Annotated in this window: 24 protein-coding genes; 18 read left to right on the plus strand and 6 right to left on the minus strand. The window is 68.9% G+C overall.

The features are described 5' to 3' along the window. The first annotated feature begins 14 nt into the window (after positions 1 to 14). Both H4Q84_RS16660 and H4Q84_RS16665 read left to right on the plus strand, forming a co-directional pair. A complete protein-coding gene (locus H4Q84_RS16660) occupies positions 15 to 1874 on the plus strand; it encodes a Na+/H+ antiporter (protein WP_248580203.1) in 1860 nt (619 codons plus the stop codon). 56 nt (positions 1875 to 1930) lie between these two features. Further along, positions 1931 to 2434, plus strand: coding sequence for a GNAT family N-acetyltransferase (locus tag H4Q84_RS16665; protein ID WP_248580204.1), 504 nt, complete (start codon positions 1931 to 1933; stop codon positions 2432 to 2434). A gap of 2 nt (positions 2435 to 2436) precedes the next feature. Here the strand turns inward: H4Q84_RS16665 and H4Q84_RS16670 are convergent, their stop codons facing one another. The 3 genes from H4Q84_RS16670 to H4Q84_RS16680 form a co-directional block, all read right to left on the minus strand. Continuing rightward, positions 2437 to 3054 (minus strand): hypothetical protein, encoded by a 618-nt coding sequence (locus H4Q84_RS16670; protein WP_248580205.1) that lies wholly within the window; start codon positions 3052 to 3054, stop codon positions 2437 to 2439. 136 nt (positions 3055 to 3190) lie between these two features. Next, positions 3191 to 4336: a glycoside hydrolase family 16 protein gene (locus H4Q84_RS16675; protein WP_248580206.1), complete on the minus strand. Its 1146-nt coding sequence runs from the start codon at positions 4334 to 4336 to the stop codon at positions 3191 to 3193. Between the two features lie 167 nt (positions 4337 to 4503). Then, positions 4504 to 5019: a GNAT family N-acetyltransferase gene (locus H4Q84_RS16680; RefSeq protein ID WP_248580207.1), complete on the minus strand. Its 516-nt coding sequence runs from the start codon at positions 5017 to 5019 to the stop codon at positions 4504 to 4506. A 16-nt stretch (positions 5020 to 5035) separates the two neighbouring features. Here H4Q84_RS16680 and H4Q84_RS16685 point away from each other — a divergent pair, with 16 nt between their 5' ends. Beyond that, a complete protein-coding gene (locus tag H4Q84_RS16685) occupies positions 5036 to 5680 on the plus strand; it encodes an MBL fold metallo-hydrolase (RefSeq protein ID WP_248580208.1) in 645 nt (214 codons plus the stop codon). On the opposite strand, the gene H4Q84_RS16690 is transcribed toward H4Q84_RS16685, so the two are convergent. From H4Q84_RS16690 to H4Q84_RS16700, 3 genes are read right to left on the minus strand one after another with little or no spacing between them, the layout of a single operon-like run. Then, positions 5662 to 5922: a hypothetical protein gene (locus H4Q84_RS16690; protein WP_248580209.1), complete on the minus strand. Its 261-nt coding sequence runs from the start codon at positions 5920 to 5922 to the stop codon at positions 5662 to 5664. The genes H4Q84_RS16685 and H4Q84_RS16690 overlap by 19 nt on opposite strands. Before the next feature lies 1 nt (position 5923). Next, positions 5924 to 7195 (minus strand): isochorismate synthase, encoded by a 1272-nt coding sequence (locus H4Q84_RS16695; protein WP_248580210.1) that lies wholly within the window; start codon positions 7193 to 7195, stop codon positions 5924 to 5926. Positions 7196 to 7231: 36 nt separating this feature from the next. Then, entirely contained in the window at positions 7232 to 8332 is a 1101-nt protein-coding gene (locus H4Q84_RS16700) for a peptidoglycan-binding protein (RefSeq protein WP_248580211.1), read from the minus strand. 121 nt (positions 8333 to 8453) lie between these two features. Here H4Q84_RS16700 and H4Q84_RS16705 point away from each other — a divergent pair, with 121 nt between their 5' ends. The 15 genes from H4Q84_RS16705 to nuoN all read left to right on the plus strand — a co-directional run bounded on the left by H4Q84_RS16705 (position 8454) and on the right by nuoN (position 25036). Further along, on the plus strand, positions 8454 to 9143 hold the full coding sequence (locus H4Q84_RS16705; RefSeq protein ID WP_248580212.1) for a demethylmenaquinone methyltransferase: 690 nt from the start codon (positions 8454 to 8456) through the stop codon (positions 9141 to 9143). A 194-nt stretch (positions 9144 to 9337) separates the two neighbouring features. Continuing rightward, a complete protein-coding gene (locus H4Q84_RS16710; RefSeq protein WP_248580213.1) occupies positions 9338 to 9697 on the plus strand; it encodes an NADH-quinone oxidoreductase subunit A in 360 nt (119 codons plus the stop codon). A gap of 4 nt (positions 9698 to 9701) precedes the next feature. After that, positions 9702 to 10256 (plus strand): NADH-quinone oxidoreductase subunit B, encoded by a 555-nt coding sequence (locus tag H4Q84_RS16715; protein ID WP_248580214.1) that lies wholly within the window; start codon positions 9702 to 9704, stop codon positions 10254 to 10256. 131 nt (positions 10257 to 10387) lie between these two features. Beyond that, the gene (locus tag H4Q84_RS16720) at positions 10388 to 11065 is read left to right on the plus strand and encodes an NADH-quinone oxidoreductase subunit C (protein WP_248583670.1); all 678 of its coding nucleotides are present in this window, start codon (positions 10388 to 10390) and stop codon (positions 11063 to 11065) included. Continuing rightward, positions 11065 to 12405 (plus strand): NADH-quinone oxidoreductase subunit D, encoded by a 1341-nt coding sequence (locus H4Q84_RS16725; protein ID WP_248580215.1) that lies wholly within the window; start codon positions 11065 to 11067, stop codon positions 12403 to 12405. Before H4Q84_RS16720 ends, H4Q84_RS16725 begins: the two co-directional genes overlap by 1 nt. Further along, positions 12402 to 13115 (plus strand): NADH-quinone oxidoreductase subunit NuoE, encoded by a 714-nt coding sequence (gene nuoE, locus H4Q84_RS16730; RefSeq protein ID WP_248580216.1) that lies wholly within the window; start codon positions 12402 to 12404, stop codon positions 13113 to 13115. The genes H4Q84_RS16725 and nuoE overlap by 4 nt, the downstream gene beginning before the upstream one ends. Further along, positions 13112 to 14431: an NADH-quinone oxidoreductase subunit NuoF gene (gene nuoF / locus H4Q84_RS16735; protein WP_248580217.1), complete on the plus strand. Its 1320-nt coding sequence runs from the start codon at positions 13112 to 13114 to the stop codon at positions 14429 to 14431. The genes nuoE and nuoF overlap by 4 nt, the downstream gene beginning before the upstream one ends. After that, complete coding sequence (locus H4Q84_RS16740) at positions 14431 to 16860, plus strand: NADH-quinone oxidoreductase subunit G (RefSeq protein ID WP_248580218.1); 2430 nt, start codon at positions 14431 to 14433, stop codon at positions 16858 to 16860. The genes nuoF and H4Q84_RS16740 overlap by 1 nt, the downstream gene beginning before the upstream one ends. Next, the gene (gene nuoH, locus H4Q84_RS16745; RefSeq protein ID WP_248580219.1) at positions 16857 to 18251 is read left to right on the plus strand and encodes an NADH-quinone oxidoreductase subunit NuoH; all 1395 of its coding nucleotides are present in this window, start codon (positions 16857 to 16859) and stop codon (positions 18249 to 18251) included. The genes H4Q84_RS16740 and nuoH overlap by 4 nt, the downstream gene beginning before the upstream one ends. Then, entirely contained in the window at positions 18251 to 18838 is a 588-nt protein-coding gene (gene nuoI, locus H4Q84_RS16750) for an NADH-quinone oxidoreductase subunit NuoI (RefSeq protein ID WP_248580220.1), read from the plus strand. The genes nuoH and nuoI overlap by 1 nt, the downstream gene beginning before the upstream one ends. After that, a complete protein-coding gene (locus H4Q84_RS16755) occupies positions 18838 to 19653 on the plus strand; it encodes an NADH-quinone oxidoreductase subunit J (protein ID WP_248580221.1) in 816 nt (271 codons plus the stop codon). The genes nuoI and H4Q84_RS16755 overlap by 1 nt, the downstream gene beginning before the upstream one ends. Further along, positions 19650 to 19943: an NADH-quinone oxidoreductase subunit NuoK gene (nuoK, locus tag H4Q84_RS16760; protein WP_248580222.1), complete on the plus strand. Its 294-nt coding sequence runs from the start codon at positions 19650 to 19652 to the stop codon at positions 19941 to 19943. Before H4Q84_RS16755 ends, nuoK begins: the two co-directional genes overlap by 4 nt. A gap of 13 nt (positions 19944 to 19956) precedes the next feature. Next, complete coding sequence (gene nuoL / locus H4Q84_RS16765; RefSeq protein ID WP_248580223.1) at positions 19957 to 21909, plus strand: NADH-quinone oxidoreductase subunit L; 1953 nt, start codon at positions 19957 to 19959, stop codon at positions 21907 to 21909. After that, positions 21906 to 23447 (plus strand): NADH-quinone oxidoreductase subunit M, encoded by a 1542-nt coding sequence (locus tag H4Q84_RS16770; RefSeq protein WP_248580224.1) that lies wholly within the window; start codon positions 21906 to 21908, stop codon positions 23445 to 23447. Before nuoL ends, H4Q84_RS16770 begins: the two co-directional genes overlap by 4 nt. Next, positions 23444 to 25036 carry an NADH-quinone oxidoreductase subunit NuoN gene (gene nuoN, locus H4Q84_RS16775; RefSeq protein ID WP_248580225.1) on the plus strand — a complete coding sequence of 531 codons (1593 nt, stop codon included), beginning with the start codon at positions 23444 to 23446 and terminating at the stop codon, positions 25034 to 25036. The genes H4Q84_RS16770 and nuoN overlap by 4 nt, the downstream gene beginning before the upstream one ends. Positions 25037 to 25038 lie beyond the last annotated feature (2 nt).

Genomic DNA, 25038 nt, shown 5'->3' on the forward strand with positions numbered 1-25038 from the left:
GTCACACTGGACCCGTGGAAATCGCCTTCCTGCTGGTGGCCCTTGCCGTCGTCGTCCTGACCGGGACGGCGGTCGCGAGCCGACTCTCGCTGCCGGCACCCCTACTGCTGATCGCGGTGGGCGTCGCGGGCTCCTACCTGCCGATGCTGCCGGAGATCCAGCTCGGCCACGAGGTCGTGCTGCTGGGGTTGCTGCCGCCGTTGCTCTACGCCGCCGCCGTACAGACGTCTCTCGTCGACTTCAACGCCAACCGCCGGGCGATCACGCTGCTCTCGGTCGGGCTGGTGGTCTTCACGACGGTCGGCGTCGCCGTGCTCGTCCACTCGCTCCTGCCCGACGTGAGCTGGTGGGCCGCGTTCGCGATCGGGGCGGTCGTCGCGCCGCCCGACGCGGTGGCCGCGACGGCGATCGGCCGCAGCATCGGCCTGCCGCGCCGGATCGTCACGATCCTCGAGGGCGAGTCGCTGATGAACGACGCGACGGCCCTGGTCGCCTTGCGTACCGCCATCGCGGCGGGAACCGGCGGCGTCACGGCTTTCGAGGTGGGCGGGGACTTCGTCATCGCGGCTGTCGGCGGCGCCGCCATCGGCATCCTGCTCTTCATCGTGGTCGCGCGGGTACGCAAGCGGGTCGAGGACCCGGTGCTCGACACCGCCATCTCGTTCGTGGTGCCGTTCGCCGCCTACATCAGCGCCGAGCGGGTGCACGCCTCCGGCGTCATCGCGGTGGTGGTCGCGGGCCTGCTGCTGGGCCACAAGGCGCCGATCATCCAGACCGCGCAGAGCCGGATCGCCGAGCGGATGAACTGGCGCACCGTCGCCTTCATGCTCGAGAACGCCGTGTTCCTGCTCATCGGCCTGCAGGCCCGCTGGATCTTCGAGGACGTCGACGCCGGCGGGGTTGGGTGGGGTCGCGTGGCCCTGATCTGCGGTACGACGCTGGCCGCCGTGATCGTGCTGCGGCTGGCCTGGGTCTTTCCCGCGCGCTACCTGCTCGTGCGTCCCGGCGCCGACCGCGACGGCAACCGGCCGCCGTGGACCTACACGTTCATCCTCGGCTGGGCCGGCATGCGCGGCGTCGTGACACTGGCCGCGGCCTTCGTCATCCCGGACGATGTCGAGCACCGCGAGGTGCTGCTCATCGTCGCGTTCACGGTGGTGGCCGGCACGCTGTTCATCCAGGGCCTCTCGCTGCCCTGGCTGGCCAGGCGACTCAACGTCCCCCCGCCCGATCCCGCCTCCGACGCGCTGGCCCGCGCGACGCTGCTGCAGCAGGCGTCCAAGGCCGGCTTCGAGAAGCTCGAGGAGCTCGAGTACGACGACCCGCACGAGGTCATCGCGCTGATCCGCCAGCGCGTCGACCAGCGCAACTTCGCCGCGTGGGAACGACTCTCGACCATGGCCGAGACGGAGACACCGAGCGAGCTCTACGCCCGGGTGCGCCTGGAGATGATCGACGCCGAGCGAGCGCGGGTGCTGGAGATCCGATCCGGCGGCACGGTCGCCTCGGAGGTGGTCTCGGAGGTCTTGTCGATGCTCGACATCGAGGAGTCGATGCTCGACGTCGCCACCGAGTCCCGCAACGAGCTCAAGGGCGCGCAGGGCGGCGGCATCCACTCCGAGGAGTGCCCCGAGCTATCGGCGTACCAACCCGCCGAGACCGAGCCCTCGCCCGTGTGCGCCCAGTGTCTCGCCGACGGCGCGACGTGGGTCGCGCTGCGCCAGTGCCTGGAATGCGGCCAGATCGGGTGCTGCGACTCCTCGCCCGCCCAGCACGCCACCGGTCACTTCCACCAGACCCGCCACCCGGTGATGCAGACCGCCGAGCGCGGCGAGAACTGGCGCTGGTGCTACGTGCACCACCAGACGGCGTAACCAAGCGGGAGCCTTGCGTCGGACAGACCTCCTGCTGCTGCGCCTAGGGTGCTGCGATGCCTGAGCACGTCCCCACCTCGCCCCGCCTGACCTTCCGGCGGATGCACGCCGGCGACCTCGACGAGATGGCCCAGTTGCTGGGCGATCCAGCCGTGATGACCTTCTACCCGCACCCCAAGACCCGGGACGAAACGGCGGACTGGATCCGCTGGAACGAGGACAACTACGCCCGGGACGGCTTCGGGCTGTGGATCCTTCACGACGCCGACGGCGGCTTCGTCGGTGACTGTGGGCTGACTTGGCAGAGCGTGGACGGCGAGCAACACCTCGAGATCGGTTACCACGTGCTGCCCGCGCGCCAGGGCGAAGGGCTCGCCACCGAGGCGGCCACCGCGTGCCGTGACTTCGCGCGGTCGCGCGGCGTCGACTGGCTGATCGCGATTACGAACCCCGACAACGTCCCGTCACAGCGGGTGGCGGAGAAGGTCGGTCTCTCCGTCTGGAAGCGGACGGTCGCCGACAGCGGAGTGCCGATCCACGTGCTCGCGACTGAGCTCTGACCTCAGCCGATGGCCGGTGCCTCCATGAAGAGCTCGCCGTTGTCCGCCGGGGTGACGGAGCCGCCCGGGCTCAGCTCCACGACGACCGGGAGTTCCTCGGACTCGTCGGGTAGCTCGATCGTGGTCGTGCCGTCGGTTGCGTCCACCAGTGCGACGGTGAAGTTGAACGGCAGCTCGATGCGCGAGTCCTCCACCAAGATCTCCACATCGACGAGGCCTGAGTCATCGTCCGCGAGCGGAGCCAGGAGGTCGGGGTCGCTGATGTGGAGGGCGAACCTCCCGTCCTCGCCCGCCGACGCATACGCAACGGGCGGGAGCGTGAACTCTTCGCCGTCCGCTGCGTCGGTCATGGCGGGCCAGCCCAGGACAACGAGCCTGACGTCGGCGGCGGGCGCCCCGGACGCGTCTACGACCCGTCCCTCGGCGAGAATGGGCGTCGTCAGCTGTGCGGAGTCCGTGAGGTGAGCCAGTTCCTGGTCCGTGTGCACCAGCCGGGCTGTGCTGGAGCTCGCTTTCCCAGTGGCGCTGGCCGGTGCCGCCGTCTCGGCGCCACACGACACCGCCGTACTGCCCAACAGGATCAACGTCAGCGCCGTACCCGCAACTGCCTGACTCGTCATGACCGTCCCCCGTGAAGTCCGATAGTGGCTGCCGCAACGTAGCAGCGCGAACGGAACGACACAGGGCAAATGCAGCATCGCGCCGCACCCGAAGGTACGACGCGATGTGCGGATGTTGCGAAGGCTGAGCCGGGGCTCAGGACTGCCAGATGCGCACCCAGTCGACGTACGAGTGCTGGGGGAGCTTCTTGTCGCTGCCGATGTTCGGGATCTCGTAGTCCGAGCTGAGCAGGGACAGGATCGGGAACTCGGGCTGGTTGGAGATGCCCTTGGTGCTGCGGTAGCTCTCCTTGCCGTCAATGCGGAAGATGTAGGCGCGGGGCGTCCACTCGACCGAGAAGACGTGGTACGCCTTGTACCAGGCGTCCCTCTTGTTGGCGAGGAAGCGGTCGGAGTCCTTGAGCCAGTCACCGGTCTTGACGAGCTTGTTCTTGCTGTCGCGGTGGTAGGTGAAGCTGGTGAGGCCGCCCTTGGCAGCACCCTTGCCGAAGTACTCGATGACGTCGATCTCCGCGCCACCCGGCTCGTCGGAGTCGGGCTGCAGCCAGAAGCTGGCGTGCTGGCCGCGCATCTGCTGGAACTTCATGCGAGCGGCTGCGACGCCGTACTTGAAGGAGACCTTGTCCTCGGTGGCGATGTGGCCGTTGAGGCGGTAGGCGTACTTGCCGAGGACCCTGCCGTCCTGCTTCGCGGTGCACAGGTCGGACCGGTAGGGGTCCTTGATGACGCTGAGCCGGACGGAGCCGCCGCCGACGTTGACTGCCTCGGGGCCACCCTTCGAGCAGGCGCGGAATCCCTCGGTGTTGTAGTCGGGGATGCGGTGCTTCCACTGGTCGCTGAGCGTGGAGCCGCTGAACTCGTCGGTGTACATCGGGTCGAGCCACTTCTCGTTGCTCACGGACTTGCTCGTGACCTTGCCGACCTTGGCGCGGAGCTCGACGGCCTTGCCGCTGCGAGTCGCGGCGGTGGTGAACTCGGCGAGACCCTTGCGGTCGGTGAAGGCCTTGCCGGCCTTCTTCCAGGCCGATCCCGACTTGACCTGCAGCAGGACCTTGGAGCCCGTGCGCGCGCCCCTCACCTTGACGGCGACGGCGGCCTTGGCCGAGTTGGGGTTCGAGACCTTCTTGCCGTACTGCGAGATCTGCGGCAGCACCTGGATCGAGATGCGGGTCTTGGCCTTTGTGACCTGGGCCTTGGTGGGCAGAGACGAGGCAGAGACCTGCGTCTCGGAGTTGGCTTGGGAGGCCAGGAGCAGAGAGGCGGGCATCAACAATGCGGCCATGCTCCCGACGATGAGTCGGCGTCCAGACATGAATGAGTCCTGTTCGGGCGTTGGGTGTGGGTCAAGCCGCCAGCCCCAAGAACGGTGGCGGCGACGCATCCACCATAGCCGGCGAGTCGGAATCCCATTGCTTTGGTCGTCGTTGCGCGAGGCGTCCGTCCGATCGGTCAGGCGCGCACCGGATGGTCGACCCGACGCACCATGCGGATCTCCCACACATCGAGCTCGTCGTACTTCTTGCGCGCCCCGTCCCGCTCGAATCCGTGCCGGGCGTAGAAGTCACGGGCCCGCTCGTTGTCCTCCAGCACCCACAGCGACGCGGACTCGCCGCGCAGCTCCTCGGCGAGCAGCAGGCGCCCGACACCGCTTCCCCACTCGGCCTCGGCGACGTACAACGCGTAGAGCTCGCGCGGCGTCGGTAGGTCGTCGTCTCGGCCCGGTCCCGAGGCGGCGAAGCCGATCGGTACGCCGTCGCGCACCGCGATCAGCCGCTTGCGGCCGTTCTCGATCTGGGTCCGCCAGTTGTCCTCGGACCGCTTCAGGTCGAGCTGGGCCTCGAGCAGTTCTCCGTCGACGATGGGGGAGTAGGCCTCACGCCAGCACTGCTGGTGGAGCAGGGCGAGCGCGGCCACGTCGTCGAGCGTCGCGAGGCGCAGGCTGACGCCGGGCGGAGGAATGAGCACGCGCCTAGTCTGGAGCATGCGGATCATCAAGTTCGGCCACTCCTGTGTGCGCCTCGAGTACGGCGGCCGCTCGCTGGTGCTGGATCCCGGAGTGTTCACCGCGGCCGGTGCGACCGACGGCGCCGACGGAGTGCTCATCACCCACGAGCACCCCGACCACTACCTGCCCGACCACCTCCGCGCGTGCGATGCGCCGATCTTCACGATCGACGCGGTGGCGGCGCGGATCCGGGAGGACGCCCCCGACCTGCTCGAGCGGGTGACCGTCGTGTCACCCGATGAGCGGTTCGAGGTGGCAGGTGTGCCGGTCCGTGCGGTCGGCGAGCTGCACGCGGTGATCCATCCCGACCTGCCGCGCTTCTTCAACTCCGGCTACGTGCTGACGCTCGGCGACCAGCGCGTCTATCACCCCGGCGACGCGCTGACGCCGCCCGACGAGGACGTCGACGTGCTGTGCGCGCCGATCTGTGCGCCGTGGCAGAAGGTCTCCGAGGCGATCGACTTCGCCCTCGCAGTCGGGGCGCCGCGCAACCTGGCCATCCACGACAAGGTCTACTCGCCCGAGGGGCTCGGCATCCTCGACACCCACCTGGCCCGATTCCTCAGCGAGGCCGACCAGGAGTACGCCCGCCCCGAGGACGGTCACGACCTCCCGCTGTAGCTCACCGACAACCCGACCTCGTCGAGCGAGGTGTTCTGCGTCATCGTCGCCTGGTAGATCCCGTGCTTCCACGTGTTGTCGCCGCTGGCGGACCAGCCGCCGTCCTCGAGCGCCAGCCCCGCGGCGTACACGAGCGCCATCCAGAGCCAGCCCAGCCGTTCGGAGCTGAGCCCGGAGCTGCCGAAGGCCAGGCCGAAAGCGCACCAGAGCAGGGTGGCGACCGCCGCAACGGCGACCCGCATCTCAGCTGGTGGTGAGCGCGTCGCGCACCGGCACGAGCTTGGCCTGTGACTCGGCCAGCTCGGCCTCGGGATCGGAGTCGCCGACGATGCCGCAGCCGGCGAACAGTCGCACGGTGTCGCCGTCGAGCAGGGCCGAGCGCAGCGCGATGCCCCACTCGCCGTCGCCGGTGGCGTCCATCCAGCCGACCGCGCCGGCGTAGCGGCCGCGGTCCATGCCCTCGATCTCGGCGATGAGCGCGACGGCGGCCATGGTGGGCGTGCCGCCGACGGCAGCCGAGGGGTGCAGCGCCTCGGCCAGCCGGAGGCTCGAGACGGTGTCGGCATCCTGGGCGACGCCGGCCACGTCGGTGGCCAGGTGCATGACGTTGGGGAGGTGCAGCACGAACGGCGTCTCGGGCACGTTCATCGACGAGCAGTGCGGGTCGAGGGCGTCGGCGACCGAGCGGACGGCGTACTCGTGCTCCTCGAGGTCCTTGCTGCTGCGGGCCAGCGTCGCGGCCAGGGCGAGGTCGCGGTCGTCGTGGCCGGTGCGGCGGATGGTGCCGGCCAGCACGCGGGAGGTGACCAGCCCGCGCTCGCGGCGGACGAGCATCTCGGGGGTGGCGCCGAACAGGCCGTCGACGTGGAAGGTCCAGCACATCGGGTAGTCGGTGGCGAGCCGGCGCAGCGGCCAGCGCACGTCGATGGCCTCGGTGGCGGTCGCGACGAGGTCGCGCGCGAGCACGACCTTCTCGAGGTCGCCACGGTTGATGCGGGCCACCGCGTCGGCGACCACGGTCATCCACTGCTCACCGTTGAGCGCGCCGTCGGCGAAGCTCACCTCGGTAGGCGGGCTGGCGGCATCGACAGGAGCGAACGGGTCGAGGTCGCCCGGCCCGACGGTCGTCAGCCACGTCGTCTCGCCGCGTCGGCCGAACACGACCTGCGGCACGGTGAGCACCGAGTCGCCCGGCTCGTCGGCGAACGCGAAGGAGCCGAAGCAGACCAGTCCGGACCCGGGCTCGCCGACCTCGTCGGTCACGTGGGCGCGACCCACCTGCTCACTCCACCACTTGTCGGCGTCGGCGAAACGCGTCGGGCCGGTGGTGCGGATCCGAGCCGCGATGCCCCAGCCCACCAGGCCCTCGCCCTTGCGCAGCCACGTGCAGGCGTCGCCCTGGGGGAGCCGGTCCAGCAGATCGGGCACCGAGGCCGAGTCGATCCGGACGGTGCGTACGACGAGTGGCTTGGCCGCGAGGTCGCCGGAGCCGCCGGGGGTCACACTGCTCGTCACGAGGGCAGAGCCTACGCCGCGCCTCGTGAGCGCCGATCAGGAGCGGTAGACGATGACCCGGTCGCCGATCTGCACCTGGTCGAAGAGCCGCGCGACCCCGTCGTAGTCGCGCACGTTGACGCAGCCGTGCGACGCACCGGCGTAGCCGTGGGCGGCGAAGTCGGGCGAGTAGTGCACGGCCTGGCCACCCGAGAAGAACATCGCGAAGGGCATCGACGTGTCGTACAGGCTCGAGACGTGGTCACGGGACTTGGAGAACACCGAGAACGCGCCCTCCCGCGTGGGGAGCTCGTCGGAGCCGAACCGCACCTCGAAGGTCTCCTGCACCTTGCCGTCGATCACCCAGCGCAGGCTCTGCGAGCTCTTGTCGATGCAGAGCACCCGCCCGGTCTTGCAGCGCGGGTCCAGGGCAGCCGGCTTGGGCTCGATGTTGTGCATCTCTTCGTACGCCGGGGTGTAGGTCATCGCGACGAGCCGGTCGAACGTGCGCTGGTCGACCTCGCCGGTCACCGGGATCTCACGCTTCCCCTGGAACCCGCGCACCGCGTCCACGGTCGCGGCGTCGTAGCTGCCGGTCACCTCGCCGAAGAGCCACGCGATCTGCTTGAGCCGCGCCTGCACACCGCGCACCTCCTCGCCCTCGGCGCCGGTCGCGTACAGCGCAGGGCCGGGCCTGAGCACGTTGAACTTCTCGTCGTGCGTCGGCGTCTCGGTCATCGCCGTCAGCCGCTTCCACGTCTTGTCGTCCACCTGGCCGGTGGCCTCGAGGCCACGCTTCGTCTGGAAGCCGCGCACGGCCTCGCGGGTCGCGCCGTCGTACGTGCCGGTCGTCAGCTCGGGCCACCACGCCAGCTGGAAGAGCCGGTGCTGCAGCTCGCGCACCTGCCCGCCGTCGTCACCCTGCGACAGCACGAACTCCGGTGCCGGCGGCTCGCTCGGCGTGGGTGCGGTCGTCGGGGTGCCGGTCTGGACCGGCCTGGTCGGCGTCGGAGTGGGAGTCGGCGCGACGGCACCTGCGGCAGCCGGCTGGGCCTGCCGGTCGGCGTACCAGCGCACGGCGAAGGCCGTGCCGATCGTCGTGGCAACGAGCACCGCGATGGTCAACACGGTCACCGTCAGGGCGCGCAGCGCCTTCATGGCATTCCTCCGGGTTCGTGAGCGTTCCAGTGTCACTGAGGAGGACTCACTTCCCGCGCATTTGGGTTGCCGAGCGTTGCTGCCCGGAGGTCGCCGTCCCGAGGGTCGTAGGCTCCCGCTCGTGGCTCGCGCAGAACTGGACAAGAAACCGACCGACGTACGTCGCATGTTCGACGCCGTCGCCAAGCGGTACGACGTCACCAACGACGTGCTCTCCCTGGGCCAGGACCGGCGCTGGCGCCGCGACGTGATCGACGCCGTCGCCCCGAGGCCGGGGCAGCGGGTCCTCGACCTCGCCGCCGGCACCGGTACGTCGAGTCAGCCGTTCGCCGACGAAGGCGCCTATGTGGTGCCGTGCGACTTCTCGCTCGGCATGCTGCAGGTCGGCAAGTCCGCGCGCCCTGACCTCCCGTTCGCTGCCGGCGACGGCACCGAGCTCCCGTTCGCCGACGACACGTTCGACGCGGTGACCATCTCGTTCGGCCTGCGCAACATCGTCGACCCGCTGGCGGGCCTGCGCGAGATGCGCCGGGTGACGCGACCCGGCGGCCGGCTCGTCGTGTGCGAGTTCAGCCACCCGACCTGGACGCCGTTTCGCACCGTCTACATCGAGTACCTGATGAAGGCCCTGCCTCCCGTCGCCCGCGCCGTCTCCTCGAGCCCCGACGCGTACGTCTACCTCGCCGAGTCGATCCGGGCCTGGCCCGACCAGGCCGGCCTCGCCGCCCTGATCGCCGACGCCGGCTGGCAGGACCCCCAGTGGCGCAACCTCACCGGCGGCGTCGTCGCGCTGCACCGCGCAACCGCCTGACTTCGCCTGTAATTACGCAACACCAGCATGGGTTAAATGCGCAGGTCAGCGGGCCTTTCGGGCCCGCGGCACCCCGGGATGACGGAACCGGGGGTGCCCCCTAGACTGTGCGTTGCGCCACTCGTGAAGACTTTCACAAGGTCACATGACCCGGGTCTCAGACGAGGGCTGTTCGACGGAAGGGAACGCACGGCATGGAGCTCTACACGCCAGTCCTGGCGTTGGCCCTCCTCGCGGCGGGCTTCGCGATCTTCTCGGTGATCATGAGCGCCGTCATCGGGCCAAAGCGCTACAACCGGGCCAAGCTCGACTCCTACGAGTGCGGCATCGAACCCACGCCGCAGCCCGTCGGTGGCGGCCGGTTCCCGGTCAAGTACTACATCACCGCGATGCTCTTCATCGTCTTCGACATCGAGATCATCTTCCTGTACCCGTGGGCCGTGCAGTTCGACGCGATGGGGTTCTTCGGGCTCATCGAGATGGTGCTCTTCATCGCCACCGTGTTCGTGGCCTACACCTATGTGTGGCGCCGCGGCGGACTGGAATGGGACTGAACAGATGGGTATCGAAGAGAAGCTGCCGAGCGGCGTACTCCTGACCACGGTCGAAGGCGTCGCCGGCTACATGCGCAAGGCGTCGTTCTGGCCCGCCACGTTCGGCCTGGCCTGCTGCGCCATCGAGATGATGACGTCCGGCGGCCCGAAGTACGACCTGGCCCGCTTCGGCATGGAGGTCTTCCGCGCCAGCCCGCGTCAGGCCGACCTGATGATCGTCGCCGGCCGCGTGAGCCAGAAGATGGCTCCCGTCCTGCGCCAGATCTACGACCAGATGGCCGAGCCCAAGTACGTCCTCGCCATGGGTGTCTGCGCGAGCTCGGGCGGCATGTTCAACAACTACGCGATCGTCCAGGGCGTCGACCACGTCGTGCCCGTCGACATGTATCTCCCCGGCTGTCCGCCCCGCCCGGAGATGCTGATCGACGCGATCCTCAAGCTCCACGACCAGGTGCAGGCCACCAAGCTCGGCGCGAACCGCCGGGCCGAGATCGAGGAGCTCGAGACCGCGGCCCTCAAGGCGCTGCCCACCTCGCACATGAAGGGCCTGCTCCGTTGAGCGACGAGAAGTTGGACGACAAGTCGAACGAGCAGCCCGTGGCCGTCGTCCCGACCAAGGACTCGCCCACCGTCAGGCAGGACGGCGCGCAGAGGAGCCCGGCTCGCGAAGACCGAACGCGGGCGGGCGACCTGGTCCCCGAAGACGCCACCGTCGAGCAGGCTGTCGGCGTACGCCGCGGCATGTTCGGCACCCGCGGCACTGGTGACACCAGCGGCTATGGCGGCCTGGTCGCCCCGATCGTCTACCCCGGTGCGACCCAGCGTCCGTACGGCGGCTGGTTCGACGAGGTCGCCGACGCACTCGAGGCCCGGTTGAAGATGACCGAGCTCGACGCCGCGATCGAGCGGGTCGTCGTACACCGTGGCGAGATCACCTTCCACGTACGCCGCGACGACCTGGCGTTCGTCGCGCAGATGCTGCGTGACGACGACAAGCTGCGCTTCGAGTTCTGCGCCGGCGTCAGCGGCGTGCACTACCCCGACGACGCCGGGCGCGAGCTGCACGCGGTCTACCACCTGCTCTCGATGACCCACAACCGCCGCATCCGGCTCGAGGTCAGCGCCCCTGACGCCGACCCGCACATCCCGTCGCTGGTGAGCATCTACCCCACCAACGACTGGCACGAGCGCGAGACGTGGGACATGTTCGGCATCATCTTCGACGGCCACCCCGCCCTTACCCGGATCCTCATGCCCGACGACTGGCCGGGGCACCCGCAGCGCAAGGACTACCCCTTGGGCGGCATTCCCGTGGAGTACAAGGGCGGCAGCATCCCGCCGCCCGACCAGCGGAGGTCATACAACTAATGGCAACGAACGAAGACTTGTACGCCGACCCCTCGGAGACCAGCCAGGGCAAGGTGTTCACCGTCACCGGCCAGGACTGGGACTCCATCACCGAGGGCCTGGGCGACTCCGCCGACGAGCGCGTCGTGGTCAACATGGGCCCGCAGCACCCCTCGACCCACGGCGTACTCCGGCTGATCCTCGAGCTCGAGGGTGAGACGGTCACCGAGGCCCGGTGCGGCATCGGCTACCTCCACACCGGCATCGAGAAGAACATGGAGTTCCGCACCTGGGTGCAGGGCACGACGTTCTGCACGCGGATGGACTACCTCTCCCCGTTCTACAACGAGATGACCTACGCGCTCGGCGTGGAGCGGCTCCTCGACATCGAGGACGACATCCCCGAGAAGGCTCAGGTCATGCGGGTCCTGCTCATGGAGCTCAACCGGATCTCCTCCCATCTGGTCTGCATCGCCACCGGTGGCATGGAGATCGGCGCCCTCACCGTGATGACGATCGGCTTCCGCGAGCGTGAGCTCGTGCTCGACCTGTTCGAGCTGATCACCGGCCTGCGCATGAACCACGCGTTCATCCGCCCGGGCGGCGTCGCCCAGGACATCCCGCCAGGCGCGCTCGACGAGATCCGCGACTTCGTCGTGTTGATGAAGAAGCGCCTGCCCGAGTACGCCGCCCTCTGCAACGCCAACCCGATCTTCAAGGCCCGCCTCGACGGCGTGGGTCACCTCGACCTCGCCGGCTGCCTGGCGCTCGGCCTGTCGGGCCCGCCGGTGCGCGCCACGGGCTACGCCTGGGACCTCCGCAAGACCGAGCCCTACTCCGGCTACGAGACCTACGACTTCGACGTGCAGACGTGGGACACCGCCGACGCCTACGGCCGCTTCCGGGTGCGCCTGGCCGAGATGCACGAGTCGCTCAAGATCATCGAGCAGGCCGTCGAACGGCTGGCTGGCCTCGAGGGTGCGCCGGTCATGGTCGGCGACAAGAAGATCGCCTGGCCCAGCCAGCTCGCGATCGGCAGCGACGGCATGGGCAACAGCCTCGACCACATCAAGCACATCATGGGCGAGTCCATGGAGGCCCTGATCCACCACTTCAAGCTGGTGACTGAGGGCTTCCGGGTGCCCGCCGGTCAGGCCTACGTGCCGATCGAGTCGCCGCGTGGCGAGCTGGGCGCGCACGTCGTCTCCGATGGCGGCACCCGCCCGTTCCGCGCGCACTTCCGCGACCCGTCGTTCACCAACCTGCAGGCCACCAGTGTGATGAGTGAAGGCGGCATGGTGGCCGACGTGATCGTGGCGATCGCGTCCCTCGACCCCGTGATGGGAGGCGTTGACCGATGACTGCTCTGCCCGAAGCGCGTCTCGACGAGACGACGTACGCCGAGCTGGTGGAGATCGCGGCCCGCTACCCGCAGAAACGGTCCGGCCTGCTGCCGATGCTGCACCTCGTGCAGTCGGCAGCCGGGCGCATCACCCCCGAGGGCATCGAGGCCTGTGCCGAGATCCTCGGCATCACCGCGGCCGAGGTCAGCGGCGTCGCGACGTTCTACACGATGTACAAGCGCAAGCCGGTCGGCGACTACCACGTCGGCGTCTGCACCAACACGCTGTGCGCGGTCATGGGTGGCGACGTCATCTTCGAGCGGCTCAAGGATCACCTCGACGTCGGCAACGACGAGACGACCCCAGATGACGGAGCCGGCAAGACCATCACTTTGGAGCACGTCGAGTGCAACGCGGCCTGCGACTACGCCCCGGTCGTGATGGTCAACTGGGAGTTCATGGACAACCAGACCCCGGAGTCCGCGACGCAGCTGGTCGACGACCTGCGCGCCGGGACCGAGGTGCACTCCACCCGGGGCCCGAAGCTCTGCACGTGGCGCGAAGCCGAGCGGGTGCTCGCCGGTTACACCGACGGCCTGGCTGACGAGGGCCCAGCCGCCGGACCGGCCTCGCTGGTCGGCCTGGCCATCGCCCGCGAACGAGGCTGGACGGCGCCCGAACCGGCAGCCACCCAGTCCGCACCTGCGCAGGAAGGCGGCTCGAAGTGACCGACGTACTCACCCCGGTCCTCACCAACAACTGGGACCAGGACCGCAGCTGGACCCTTGCCTCCTACGAGGCGCAGGGCGGCTACGGCGCGCTGAAGAAGGCGCTCTCGCCTGAATTCGGAGGGCCCGACGCGATAATTTCCGCCGTCAAGGACTCCGGTCTGCGCGGCCGCGGCGGCGCCGGCTTCCCCACGGGCCTGAAGTGGGGGTTCATCCCTCAGGACAACCCCAAGCCCAAGTACCTCGTGGTCAACGCGGACGAGTCCGAGCCGGGCACCTGCAAGGACATCCCGCTCATGATGGCGACCCCACACACCCTCGTCGAGGGCGTCATCATCAGCTCGTTCGCGATCCGTGCCAACACGGCTTTCATCTACATCCGCGGCGAGGTCCTCCACGTCATCCGTCGCGTGCAGCGTGCGGTGCAGGAGGCCTACCTGGCCGGTCACCTCGGCAAGAACATCCACGGCTCGGGGTTCGACCTCGACGTCGTGGTGCACGCCGGTGCCGGCGCCTACATCTGTGGCGAGGAGACCGCGCTGCTCGAGGGCCTCGAGGGTCGCCGCGGCCAGCCTCGCCTGCGTCCGCCGTTCCCCGCCGTGGCCGGTCTCTACGCCAGCCCGACGGTCATCAACAACGTCGAGTCCATCGCCTCGGTGCCGAGCATCATCGACAACGGCGCGGCCTGGTTCTCCTCGATGGGCACCGAGCGCTCCAAGGGCTTCGGCATCTTCAGCCTTTCGGGCCACGTCACCAACCCCGGCCAGTACGAAGCCCCGCTGGGCATCACCCTGCGCAAGCTGATCGAGCTGGCCGGTGGCATGCGCAACGGTCGAGAGCTGAAGTTCTGGACGCCCGGCGGCTCTTCGACCCCGCTGCTCACGGCCGAGCACCTCGACGTACCCCTTGACTTCGAAGGCGTCGGCGCTGCCGGCTCGATGCTCGGCACCCGGGCCCTGCAGATCTTCGACGAGACGGTGTGCGTCGTGCGCGCGACGCTGCGCTGGACCGAGTTCTACAAGCACGAGTCCTGCGGCAAGTGCACCCCGTGCCGCGAAGGCACGTGGTGGCTCGTGCAGACGCTGGCCCGGCTCGACAAGGGCCAGGGCACCGAGGAAGACCTCGACACGATGCTCGACCAGTGCGACAACATCCTGGGCCGCTCGTTCTGCGCGCTCGCCGATGGCGCGGTCAGCCCGATCCAGTCGTCGATCCAATACTTCCGCGACGAGTTCATCGAGCACTTCAACCACGGTGGCTGCCCGTTCGACCCCGCGGCCTCGACCCTCTTCGCGCCGGCAGGAGCGAACGCCTGATGACGACCACGCCTGATAAGACGACGCTGGTCTCGCTGACGATCGACGGCGTCTCGGTCAGCGTTCCTCCGGGCACTCTGGTCATCCGGGCGGCCGAGCAGGTCGGGGTGCAGATCCCGAGGTTCTGCGACCACCCGCTGCTCGCGCCGGTCGGCGCGTGCCGCCAGTGCCTCGTCGAGGTGGCGATGCCCGGCCCCGACGGCTCGCTTCGCCAGATGCAGGGCCCGCCCGGACGCATGAAGCCGCAGGCCTCCTGCACCCTGGTCGCCACCGAGGGCATGGAGGTGAAGACCCAGCTCTCCTCCGAGGGTGCCGACAAGGCCCAGCAGGGGATCATGGAGTTCCTGCTGGTCAACCACCCGCTCGACTGCCCGGTCTGCGACAAGGGCGGTGAGTGCCCGCTGCAGAACCAGGCGATGTCCAACGGCCGCGGCGAGTCCCGGTACGACGGCGTGAAGCGCACGTTCCCCAAGCCGATCCACATCTCGCCGCAGGTGCTGCTCGACCGCGAGCGGTGCGTGCTGTGTGCCCGCTGCACCCGTTTCTCCAACGAGATCGCCGGCGACCCGTTCATCGAGCTGATCGAGCGGGGTGCCCTCCAGCAGGTCGGCATCTACGAGAAGCAGCCGTTCGAGTCCTACTTCTCGGGCAACGCGATCCAGATCTGCCCGGTGGGCGCGCTCACCTCGGCCGAGTACCGATTCCGCTCGCGCCCGTTCGACCTGGTCTCCAGTCCCTCGATCGCGGAGCACGACGCGTGTGGTGCATCGATCCGCATCGACCACCGTCGCGGCAAGGTCATGCGGCGCCTCGCGGGCAATGACCCCGAGGTCAACGAGGAGTGGATCACCGACAAGGACCGTTTCGCGTTCGGCTACGCCCGCGCCACCGACCGGCTCACCCACCCGCAGGTGCGCGACGACGAGACAGGTGAGCTCCGGCCCGCGTCGTGGCCCGAGGCATTCGCCGTTGCAGCACGCGGCCTGCGTGCGGCCGGTGCGAGCGCCGTACTCACCGGTGGACGTGTCACCGCCGAGGACGCCTACGCCTACTCGAAGTTCGCCCGCATCGCGCTCGGCACCAACGACATCGACTTCCGCTCCCGGCCGCTTTCGGTCGAGGAGACGTCGTTCCTCGCCGCCCACGTCGCGCTGTCGGGTGGTGTCACCTATGCCGACCTCGAGAAGGCGTCGGTCGTCGTGCTCGCCGGGTTCGAGCCCGAGGACGAAGCCGGCACGCTCTTCCTGCGGCTCCGCAAGGCGTCGAAGAAGACGACCCGCGTCGTTTCCATCGCGCCCTTCACCACGCGCGGCCTGAGCAAGATGAACGGCAGGCTGGTGCCGACCGCGCCCGGTGACGAAGGAGCGGCGCTGGCCGCGCTCGCCAACGACGGCGAAGTCGCCCTCGACGGCGGCGGCGTGATCCTGGTCGGCGAGCGCCTCGCCACCTCGCCCGGTGCGCTGGCCGCGGCTCTCGACCTGGCCGCCACCACCGGTGCCCGGCTCGTCTGGGTGCCGCGTCGCGCCGGCGACCGCGGTGCGGTCGAGAACGGCTGCCTGCCCAACCTGCTGCCCGGTGGCCGGCCGGTCGCCGATGCCGGCGCCCGCGTCGACGCGGCTGCCGCGTGGGGCGTCGACTCACTGCCCGACAAGGTCGGCCGTGACGCCGACGCCATCGTGGCCGGGCTCTCCTCCGGTGACGTGCAGGGCCTCGTCATCGGCGGCGTCGACCCCGACGACACCCGTGACCCGGCCGCCACCCGCGCGGCCATCGAGAACGCCGCGTTCGTGGTCGCCCTCGAGCTGCGCGAGACCGACGTGACGCGGGCCGCCGACGTGGTGTTCCCGGTCGCACCGGTCACCGACAAGTCCGGCACGTTCGTCACCTGGGACGCCCTCACCCGCGGCTTCGACGCGGTGTTCGCCAACCCCGCGTCGCTGCCCGACCTGCGCGTCCTCGCCGGCATCGCCGACGAGCTGGGCACGCCGCTCGGCTTCCGCACGGTCGCCGAGGTCTGGGACGAGATGGTCGCCTTCGGCCCGTGGGACGGCGCCAGCCCGGCGTTCGACCAGGGCAAGCCGCCGAAGACGACGCGCGCCAAGGCCGGCTCGCTCAAGTTGGCCACCTGGAAGCAGATGATCGACAACGGCTCCCTCCAGGACGGCGACGAGCACCTCCGCGCCACCGCGCGCAGGCCGGTCGCGCGCCTCGGCCAGACGGCGTACGACGACCTCTTCGGCATGCTCGACCCCGGCACCGTCCCGCAGGCGACCCTCACCGGCGACCGCGGCGCGGTCACCCTCCCGGTCGAGGTCGCCGACCTGCCCGACGGGGTCGTCTGGGTGCCTGCCAACTCGTTCGGCAACGGTGTGCTGGCTGACCTGGCCTCACCTGGCAGCACGGTCCTGGTGAAGGGAGTCCGCGCATGAGCTCGTCACTGAGTGTTGTCCCGGCGCTGCTGCCGATGGTCGACGACCTGTCGGCCTTCGGCAAGGACCCGTGGTGGCTGGTCATCATCAAGGCCGTCGTCATCTTCATCGTCCTGGTCGTGCTGACCCTCTTCAACATCTGGTGGGAGCGCCGGGTCGTGGCCCGGATGCAACACCGCATCGGCCCCAACGTGCACGGCCCCTTCGGTCTGCTGCAGTCGCTCGCCGACGGCGTGAAGCTCGCGCTGAAGGAGGACATCATCCCCAAGGCTGCCGACAAGGTGGTCTTCCTGCTCGCGCCGGTGATCGCGGTGATCCCCGCGTTCGTGACGTTCTCGGTGATCCCGTTCGGGCCCGAGGTCGGGCTGCCGTTCACCGACCGCACCACGCCTCTCCAGCTCACCGACATGCCGGTCGCAGTGCTCTTCGTGATGGCGATCGCCTCCATCGGCATCTACGGCATCGTGCTCGGCGGCTGGTCCTCCGGGTCGACGTACTCCCTCCTCGGTGGCCTGCGTTCGAGCGCCCAGATGATCTCCTACGAGGTCGCCATGGGTCTCGCGCTCGTCGCGGTGTTCCTCTACGCCGGGTCGATGTCGACGTCCGGCATCGTCGAGGCGCAGACGAGCAACAACACGCTCGACGTGTTCGGGCTCGACATCCCCGTCCCGGGCTGGTTCGCGTTCGTCCTGCTGCCGTCGTTCGTCATCTACGTCATCTCGATGGTGGGCGAGACCAACCGCGCGCCCTTCGACCTCCCCGAGGCCGAGGGCGAGCTGGTGGGCGGCTTCCACACTGAATACTCCAGCCTGAAGTTCGCGCTGTTCTTCCTGGCCGAGTACATCAACATGGCGACCGTCTCCGCGCTGGCCACCACCTTGTTCCTGGGCGGCTGGCGCGCGCCGTGGCCGATCTCGATCTGGGACGGCGCCAACGAGGGCTACTGGCCCGTGCTGTGGTTCTTCGGCAAGGTCCTCGCCTTCATCTTCTTCTTCATCTGGCTGCGTGGCTCGCTGCCGCGGCTGCGCTACGACCAGTTCATGGCGTTCGGATGGAAGGTGCTCATCCCGGCCTCCCTGCTGTGGATCGTCGCGGTCGCGACCATCCGCGTGCTCTCGGGCTCCGAGGACCTCGACCAGCGCTACGTGCTGGGTGTCATCGGCGTGCTGTTCGCGATCTTCCTGGTGATGTTCTTCGTCGGCGACGTGCTCGACAAGCGGAAGGACGCCGACCTCGACGACGAGCCGGCTGCCCCGGTCGACCCGTACGCCGGTGGCTTCCCGGTGCCGCCGATGCCCGAAGGCGGCCCCGTTCGCGGCGCTGCCGTCCCGCTCACCTTCCGCACGACCACGACGGCGGCCTCTGTGACCGCCGATGGTGAGGAGATCTGATGGCCGAGCCTGAGTCGAAGACCCTGAAGGAGCAGTTCTGGGACCCCGTTGCGGGTTTCGGCGTGACGTTCCGGACGATGTTCAAGAAGGTCGTCACCGAGCAGTACCCCTTCGAGAAGATGCCGACGGCACCGCGCTTCCACGGCCGGCACCAGCTGAACCGCTGGCCCGACGGCCTCGAGAAGTGCATCGGCTGCGAGCTGTGCGCCTGGGCCTGCCCGGCCGACGCGATCTACGTCGAGGGCGGGTCCAACTCCGACGCCCCCGACGGCGAGCGGTACAGCCCCGGTGAGCGCTACGGCGCCGTCTACCAGATCAACTACCTGCGCTGCATCCTCTGCGGCCTGTGCATCGAGGCGTGCCCGACCCGTGCGCTGACGATGACCAACGAGTACGAGCTGGCCGACAACAACCGGGCCGACCTGATCTACGAGAAGAGCGACCTACTGGCCCCGCTGCTTCCCGGCATGGAGCAGCCTCCGCACGCGATGCGCCTGGGCACCGACGAGGGCGACTACTACCGCGGCAACTTCTCCGGTCCCGGGTCCGCACCCGAGCCGGGCGCCCCGGTGGGAGGTGCGCACTGATGGCCTTCTGGATCCTCGCCCCGATCATGGTGATCGCCGCTCTCGGCATCCTGTTCGTCCGCAAGGCGGTGCACGCCGCGCTGCTGCTGGCCGTCGTGATGATCAGCCTCGCCATCCTGTACGCCGTACTCGACGCGCCGTTCCTCTTCGCCGTGCAGATCATCGTCTACACCGGCGCCATCTTGATGCTGTTCCTCTTCGTGCTGATGCTCGTCGGCGTCGACGCCTCCGACTCGGTGGTCGAGACGATCAGGGGCCAGCGGGTGATGGCCATCGTGGCCGGCCTGGTGCTCGGACTCGTCCTGGTCATCGGCCTGGGCCAGATCTCGCTCGGCACGGTCGTCGGTCTCGACGACGCCAACGAGGGTGGCAACATCCAGTCGCTAGCCAACATCCTGTTCGGTCGCTACGTCTTCGCGTTCGAGGCCACCAGCGCGCTGCTCATCACCGCCGCCATCGGCGCGATGGTGCTCGCCCACCGCGAGCGCCTCGAGCCGAAGGCCACGCAGGCCTCGATGGCGGCCCGCCGGATGCAGGACTACGCCACCACCGGCAAGCACCCTGGCCCGCTGCCCTCGCCCGGTGTCTACGCGCGTCACAACGCCGTCGACACCCCGGCTCTGCTGCCCGACGGCACCGCGTCGGAGATCTCGATCTCCCGCGTGCTCGCGGCCCGGGGCACGGTGCGCTCGGCGCCCGCCATGGTCGACGACATCACCGAGGTGCAGCGCCAGCTCGGCATCGACTCGAAGAGGATGCCCGAGACCGGTGGCAAGACCGGCGCCCCTGCCAACACCGAGGAGGACGAGCGATGAACGAGTACGTCGTCCTCTCGGCCATCCTGTTCACGATCGGCTGCATCGGGGTGCTCACCCGGCGCAACGCCATCGTGGTGTTCATGTGCGTCGAGCTGATGCTCAACGCCAGCAACCTGGCCTTCGTCACCTTCGCCAAGCAGCACGGCAACCTCGACGGCCAGATCGCCGCCTTCTTCGTGATGGTGGTCGCTGCGGCCGAGGTCGTCATCGGGCTCGCGATCATCATGACCATCTTCCGGACCCGTCGCTCGGCCTCGGTCGACGACGCCAGCCTGCTGAAGTACTGAGGGGTCTGCGCACATGTCCATCGCACTCCAAGAGACCATCCCTGTGGTCGACCCGACCGCAGCTGACGGGATCTTCTCCCTGCTGTGGCTGGTGATCGCGCTCCCGCTTGCCGGCGCCGTGATCCTCCTCGTCGGCGGACCCCTCACCCGGTCGACGGGCAAGAGCGCCCTCGACCGCTGGGGGCACCTGCTCGGCACCGCCACCGCCGTCGGATCCTTCCTGCTCAGCCTGGCGTTGTTCGTCACGCTGCTGGGCCGGGGTGAGGAGGAGCGGCAGGTCGGCCAGCACCTCTACACCTGGTTCCAGGCGGGCGGCCTGGACGTCGGCATGGACCTGCTCTACGACCCGCTCTCGGCGGTGTTCCTGCTGCTGATCACCGGTGTGGGCTCGCTGATCCACGTCTACTCCGTCGGCTACATGGAGCACGACGAGCGTCGTCGCCGATTCTTCGGCTACCTCAACCTGTTCGTCGCCGCCATGCTGATGCTGGTGCTGTCGGCCAATTTCCTCGGCCTGTTCCTCGGCTGGGAGGGGGTCGGCCTCGCGTCGTACCTGCTGATCGGCTTCTGGCAGCACAAGCACTCCGCCGCTGCCGCAGCCAAGAAGGCGTTCGTCGTCAACCGCGTCGGTGACATCGGCCTGTCGCTGGCGATCGCGCTGATGTTCGCGACGTTCGGCACCACCGACTTCTCCGGCATCAGCGCAGCTGCGGGTGGCGCCTCCGAAGGCACCCTCACCGCGATCGGCCTGCTGCTCCTGCTCGGCGCGTGCGGCAAGTCGGCCCAGGTCCCGCTGCAGTCCTGGCTCCTCGACGCCATGGAGGGCCCGACCCCGGTGTCGGCGCTCATCCACGCCGCGACGATGGTCACCGCCGGCGTCTACCTCGTCACCCGCTCCAACTTCATCTTCGAGCTCGCGCCCACGGCGCAGACCGCGGTCGTCGTCGTAGGTGTCGTCACGCTGCTGTGGGGTGCGGTCATCGGTTGTGCCAAGGACGACATCAAGAAGGCGCTGGCCGGCTCGACCATGAGCCAGATCGGCTACATGATGCTGGCCGCTGGCCTCGGCACCGCGGGCTACCCGTTCGCGATCTTCCACCTGCTGACGCATGGCTTCTTCAAGGCCAACATGTTCCTCGGCGCCGGCTCGGTCATGCACGGCATGAACGACGACGTCGACATGCGGCACTACGGCGCGCTCAGCAAGGCGATGCCGGTGACGTTCCTGACGTTCTCGATGGGCTACCTCGCCATCATCGGCTTCCCGGGCTTCTCAGGCTTCTGGTCGAAGGACAAGATCATCGAGACCGCGCTCGCCGACAACTGGGTCGTCGGGCTGTGCGCCCTGGCCGGTGCCGGCATCACCGCGTTCTACATGACCCGGTTGATGCTGATGACCTTCTTCGGCGAGAAGCGCTGGGAGAATGGCGTGCACCCGCACGAGTCGCCGCGCGTCATGACGGTCCCGCTCATGGTGCTCGCCGCGCTGTCCGTGCTGGGCGGTGTGCTGCTGCTCGGTGAGTGGATCGTCGACTGGCTCAGCCCGGTGACCGGAGTCGCCGAGCACCACGAGCCGCCGCTGCCCGCACTCGTCATCACCCTGCTGGCCGTCGCCGTCGTGGCCGTCGGCGTGGCCGTCGCCTGGCTGCTCGTCGGTCGCCGCGACGTGCCGCGCACTGCTCCGCAGGACGTCTCCTTCGCCACCCGGGCCGCCCGCGCCGACATCTACGGCGACGCGATCAATGACGCGTTCGTGGTGCAGCCTGGCTCACGTCTCGTCAGTGGGCTCACCACCATGGACCGGGTCGGCATCGACGGTGCCGTCGAGGGTGGTGCCGCAACGCTCGGCGGGCTCTCGGGCGTGCTCCGCCGGGTCCAGAACGGCTACGTCCGGTCCTACGCACTCTCCCTGCTCGGCGGCGTCCTGCTCGTCGTACTCGCACTGCTGGCGGTGAACCTCGCATGAACGACTTTCCCTGGTTGACAACACTGATCCTGATCCCGTTGGTCGGTGCTGTCGTCACGGCGTTCCTGCCGAGCGGCCCGCGCGAGCCGCTGGCCAAGCAGGTCGGCCTCGGCTTCGCCGTGCTGGCGCTGGTGCCGGCCGTGATCGTGGCCGCCGACTTCTCGGCCGGCGGCGGCTTCCAGTCGACGGAGCAGCACGAGTGGATCGGCGCGTTCGGCGCCAACTACGCCGTCGGTGTCGACGGCCTTGGCCTGCTGATGGTGCTGCTGACCGTCGTACTCATCCCGATCGTGATGCTCGCGTCATGGCGTGACTCCGACGAGGGCAACACCAAGACGTTCTTCGCCTGGACCCTCGCGCTCGAGGCGATGAGCCTCGCGGTGTTCACCGCGACCGACGTGTTCCTCTTCTACGTCGTCTTCGAGGCGACGCTGATCCCGGCGTACTTCCTGATCGGGGGGTTCGGCCGCACGGGTCGCGGCCGCGCCGCCACGAAGTTCCTGATCTACCAGCTCGCCGGCGGACTGGTGATGCTCGGTTCGGTGATCGGCCTGTACGTCGTCTCCGCCAACCAGGGCACGCCGTCCTACCTGATCACCGACCTGGCCGCCCTCGACATCTCCGGCGACACGCAGAAGTGGCTGTTCGTCGGGTTCTTCATCGCGTTCGCGATCAAGGCGCCGATGTTCCCGGTGCACACCTGGCTGGCCGACACGACCGAGAAGGCGACCACCGGCACGTCGGTGCTGCTTGTCTGCATCCTCGACAAGATCGGCACGTTCGGCATGCTGCGGTTCTGCCTCGGGCTGCTGCCCGACGCGTCGCGGTGGGCCACGCCGGTCGTCGTCGTGCTCGCCCTGATCTCCATCGTGTACGGCGCGCTGGTGGCCATCGGCCAGGACGACCTCCTGCGCCTGATCGGTCTCACGTCGCTGTCGCACTTCGGCTTCATCGTGCTCGGCATCTTCGTGTTCTCCACGCAGGGCGGCACCGGCGCGATCCTCTACATGGTCAACCACGGCATCGCCACCGCGGCGCTGTTCATCGTGGCGGGCTACCTGATCCGTCGTCGCGGCACCTCGCTGATCAGCCAGATGGGCGGCATCGAGAAGAAGGCACCGGTCCTGGCCGGGCTGTTCCTCATCGCCGGTCTCGCCGCGTGCGGTCTGCCGGGTCTCTCGCCGTTCGTGTCCGAGATGCTGGTGATCATCGCCGCGTTCGGACACAGCTGGTGGGCGGGCGCAGTCGCCGTCACCGCGATCGTGCTGTCCGCGGTCTACGTGCTGTGGCTGTACCAACGCGCCTTCACCGGCCCGGTGCTGCCCGAGGGCGAGGCCGTCACCGACCTCGACCGCCGTGAGGTGGGCACACTCGCGCCGCTGATGCTGGCGCTCGTGCTCTTCGGCTTCTACCCGATGCCGCTGCTCGACATCATCAACCCCAACGTCGAGACGACGCTGACACACGTCGGGGTCAACGACGAGGCGCCGACCGTGCCCGCCGCTGACGACGACGTCGCCGAGGGAGCTCACCCGTGAACGACTTCGTCAAGCCAACCGTCGACTACTTCGAGCTCACGCCGCTGCTGATCGTCTTCGGTGTCGCGTGCGCCGGCGTACTCATCGAGGCGTTCGTGACTCGTGCACACCGCTACGTCTCCCAGAGCGTGCTCGCCGTCGGTGGTCTCGCTGCCGCGCTGGTCATGGTCGTGTTCGTGGCCCGTGAGGTGCCGACGTACGCCGACGGCTCGGCCCGTGGCGTTCTGGCTGTCGGGGGCACGCTCGCCCTCGACGGTCCCACGCTGTTTCTCTGGGGCCTGATCCTGGTGCTGGCGATCCTCGGCGGACTGCTGTTCGCCGAGCGCCACCTCGACGGCGGCGTCTCCGCCTTCGCCGGCCAGGCAGCCGCTCTGCCCGGCACCGAGGCCGAGCGCACCGCCTCGACCAGAGGTCTCGACCACACCGAGGTCTACCCGCTGCTGATGTTCGCGGTGTTCGGCATGCTGCTGTTCCCGGCGGCCAACGACCTGCTGACGATGTTCGTGGCGCTCGAGGTGCTGTCGCTTCCGCTTTACCTGCTCACCGGGCTGGCGCGCCGCCGCCGGCTGCTGAGCCAGGAGGCCGCGCTCAAGTACTTCCTGCTCGGCGCCTTCTCCTCCGGCTTCTTCCTGTACGGCGCGGCGCTGATCTACGGCTACACCGGCTCCATGCAGTTCGGCCAGATCAGCGAGGCCGTCCGCAACGACGTCGACAACCGCGCGATGCTGCTCGTTGGCCTCGGACTGCTGGCCGTCGGCCTGCTCTTCAAGGTCGGCGCTGCGCCCTTCCAGGCCTGGACCCCCGACGTCTACCAGGGCGCGCCCACACCGGTCACCGCGTTCATGGCGGCCGGCACCAAGGTCGCCGCGTTCGGTGCGATCCTGCGACTCTTCTACGTCGCGTTCGGCGCCGACCGCTGGTCATGGCAGCCGATGATGTGGGTCATCGCGATCCTCACGATGCTCGTCGGTGCCGTGCTGGCGCTGACGCAGACCGACATCAAGCGACTGCTGGCCTACTCGTCGGTTGCGCACACCGGCTTCATCCTCACCGGCGTCCTCGGTGTGCAGGCGAGCACCGCCATCAGCCGGGGCGAGATCACCTCGCTTCAGGCCGTGCTGTTCTACCTCGCCACCTACGGCCTCTCGACCCTCGGCGCCTTCGCGGTGGTCGGGCTGGTGCGCGACTCCGCGGGTGAGGCCACCGCGCTGAGCCGCTGGGCCGGTCTCGGCAAGGAGTCACCCGTGGTCGCCGGCGTCTTCGCGTTCTTCCTGCTCGCCATGGCCGGCATCCCCCTGACGTCGGGCTTCGTCGGCAAGTGGGCGGTCTTCTCCGTCGCCCTGGCCGCCGGGGCGTGGCCGGTGGTGGTTGCCGCGATCGTGTCCAGCATCATCGCCGTCTACCTCTACGTCCGCGTCATCGTGCTGATGTACTTCGCCGACCCGGTCGGGGACGGTCCGTCGGTTGCGCACCCCTCGGTTCTCACCGCCACGACCATCGCGGTCGGGGCTGCTGCGACCCTGATGCTCGGCGTACTCCCGGGTCCGCTGCTGGATCTCGCGGCACGTGCTGGAGAATTCATCAGGTGACC

This window comes from Nocardioides sp. InS609-2 (assembly GCF_023208195.1).
Classification (GTDB): domain Bacteria; phylum Actinomycetota; class Actinomycetes; order Propionibacteriales; family Nocardioidaceae; genus Nocardioides.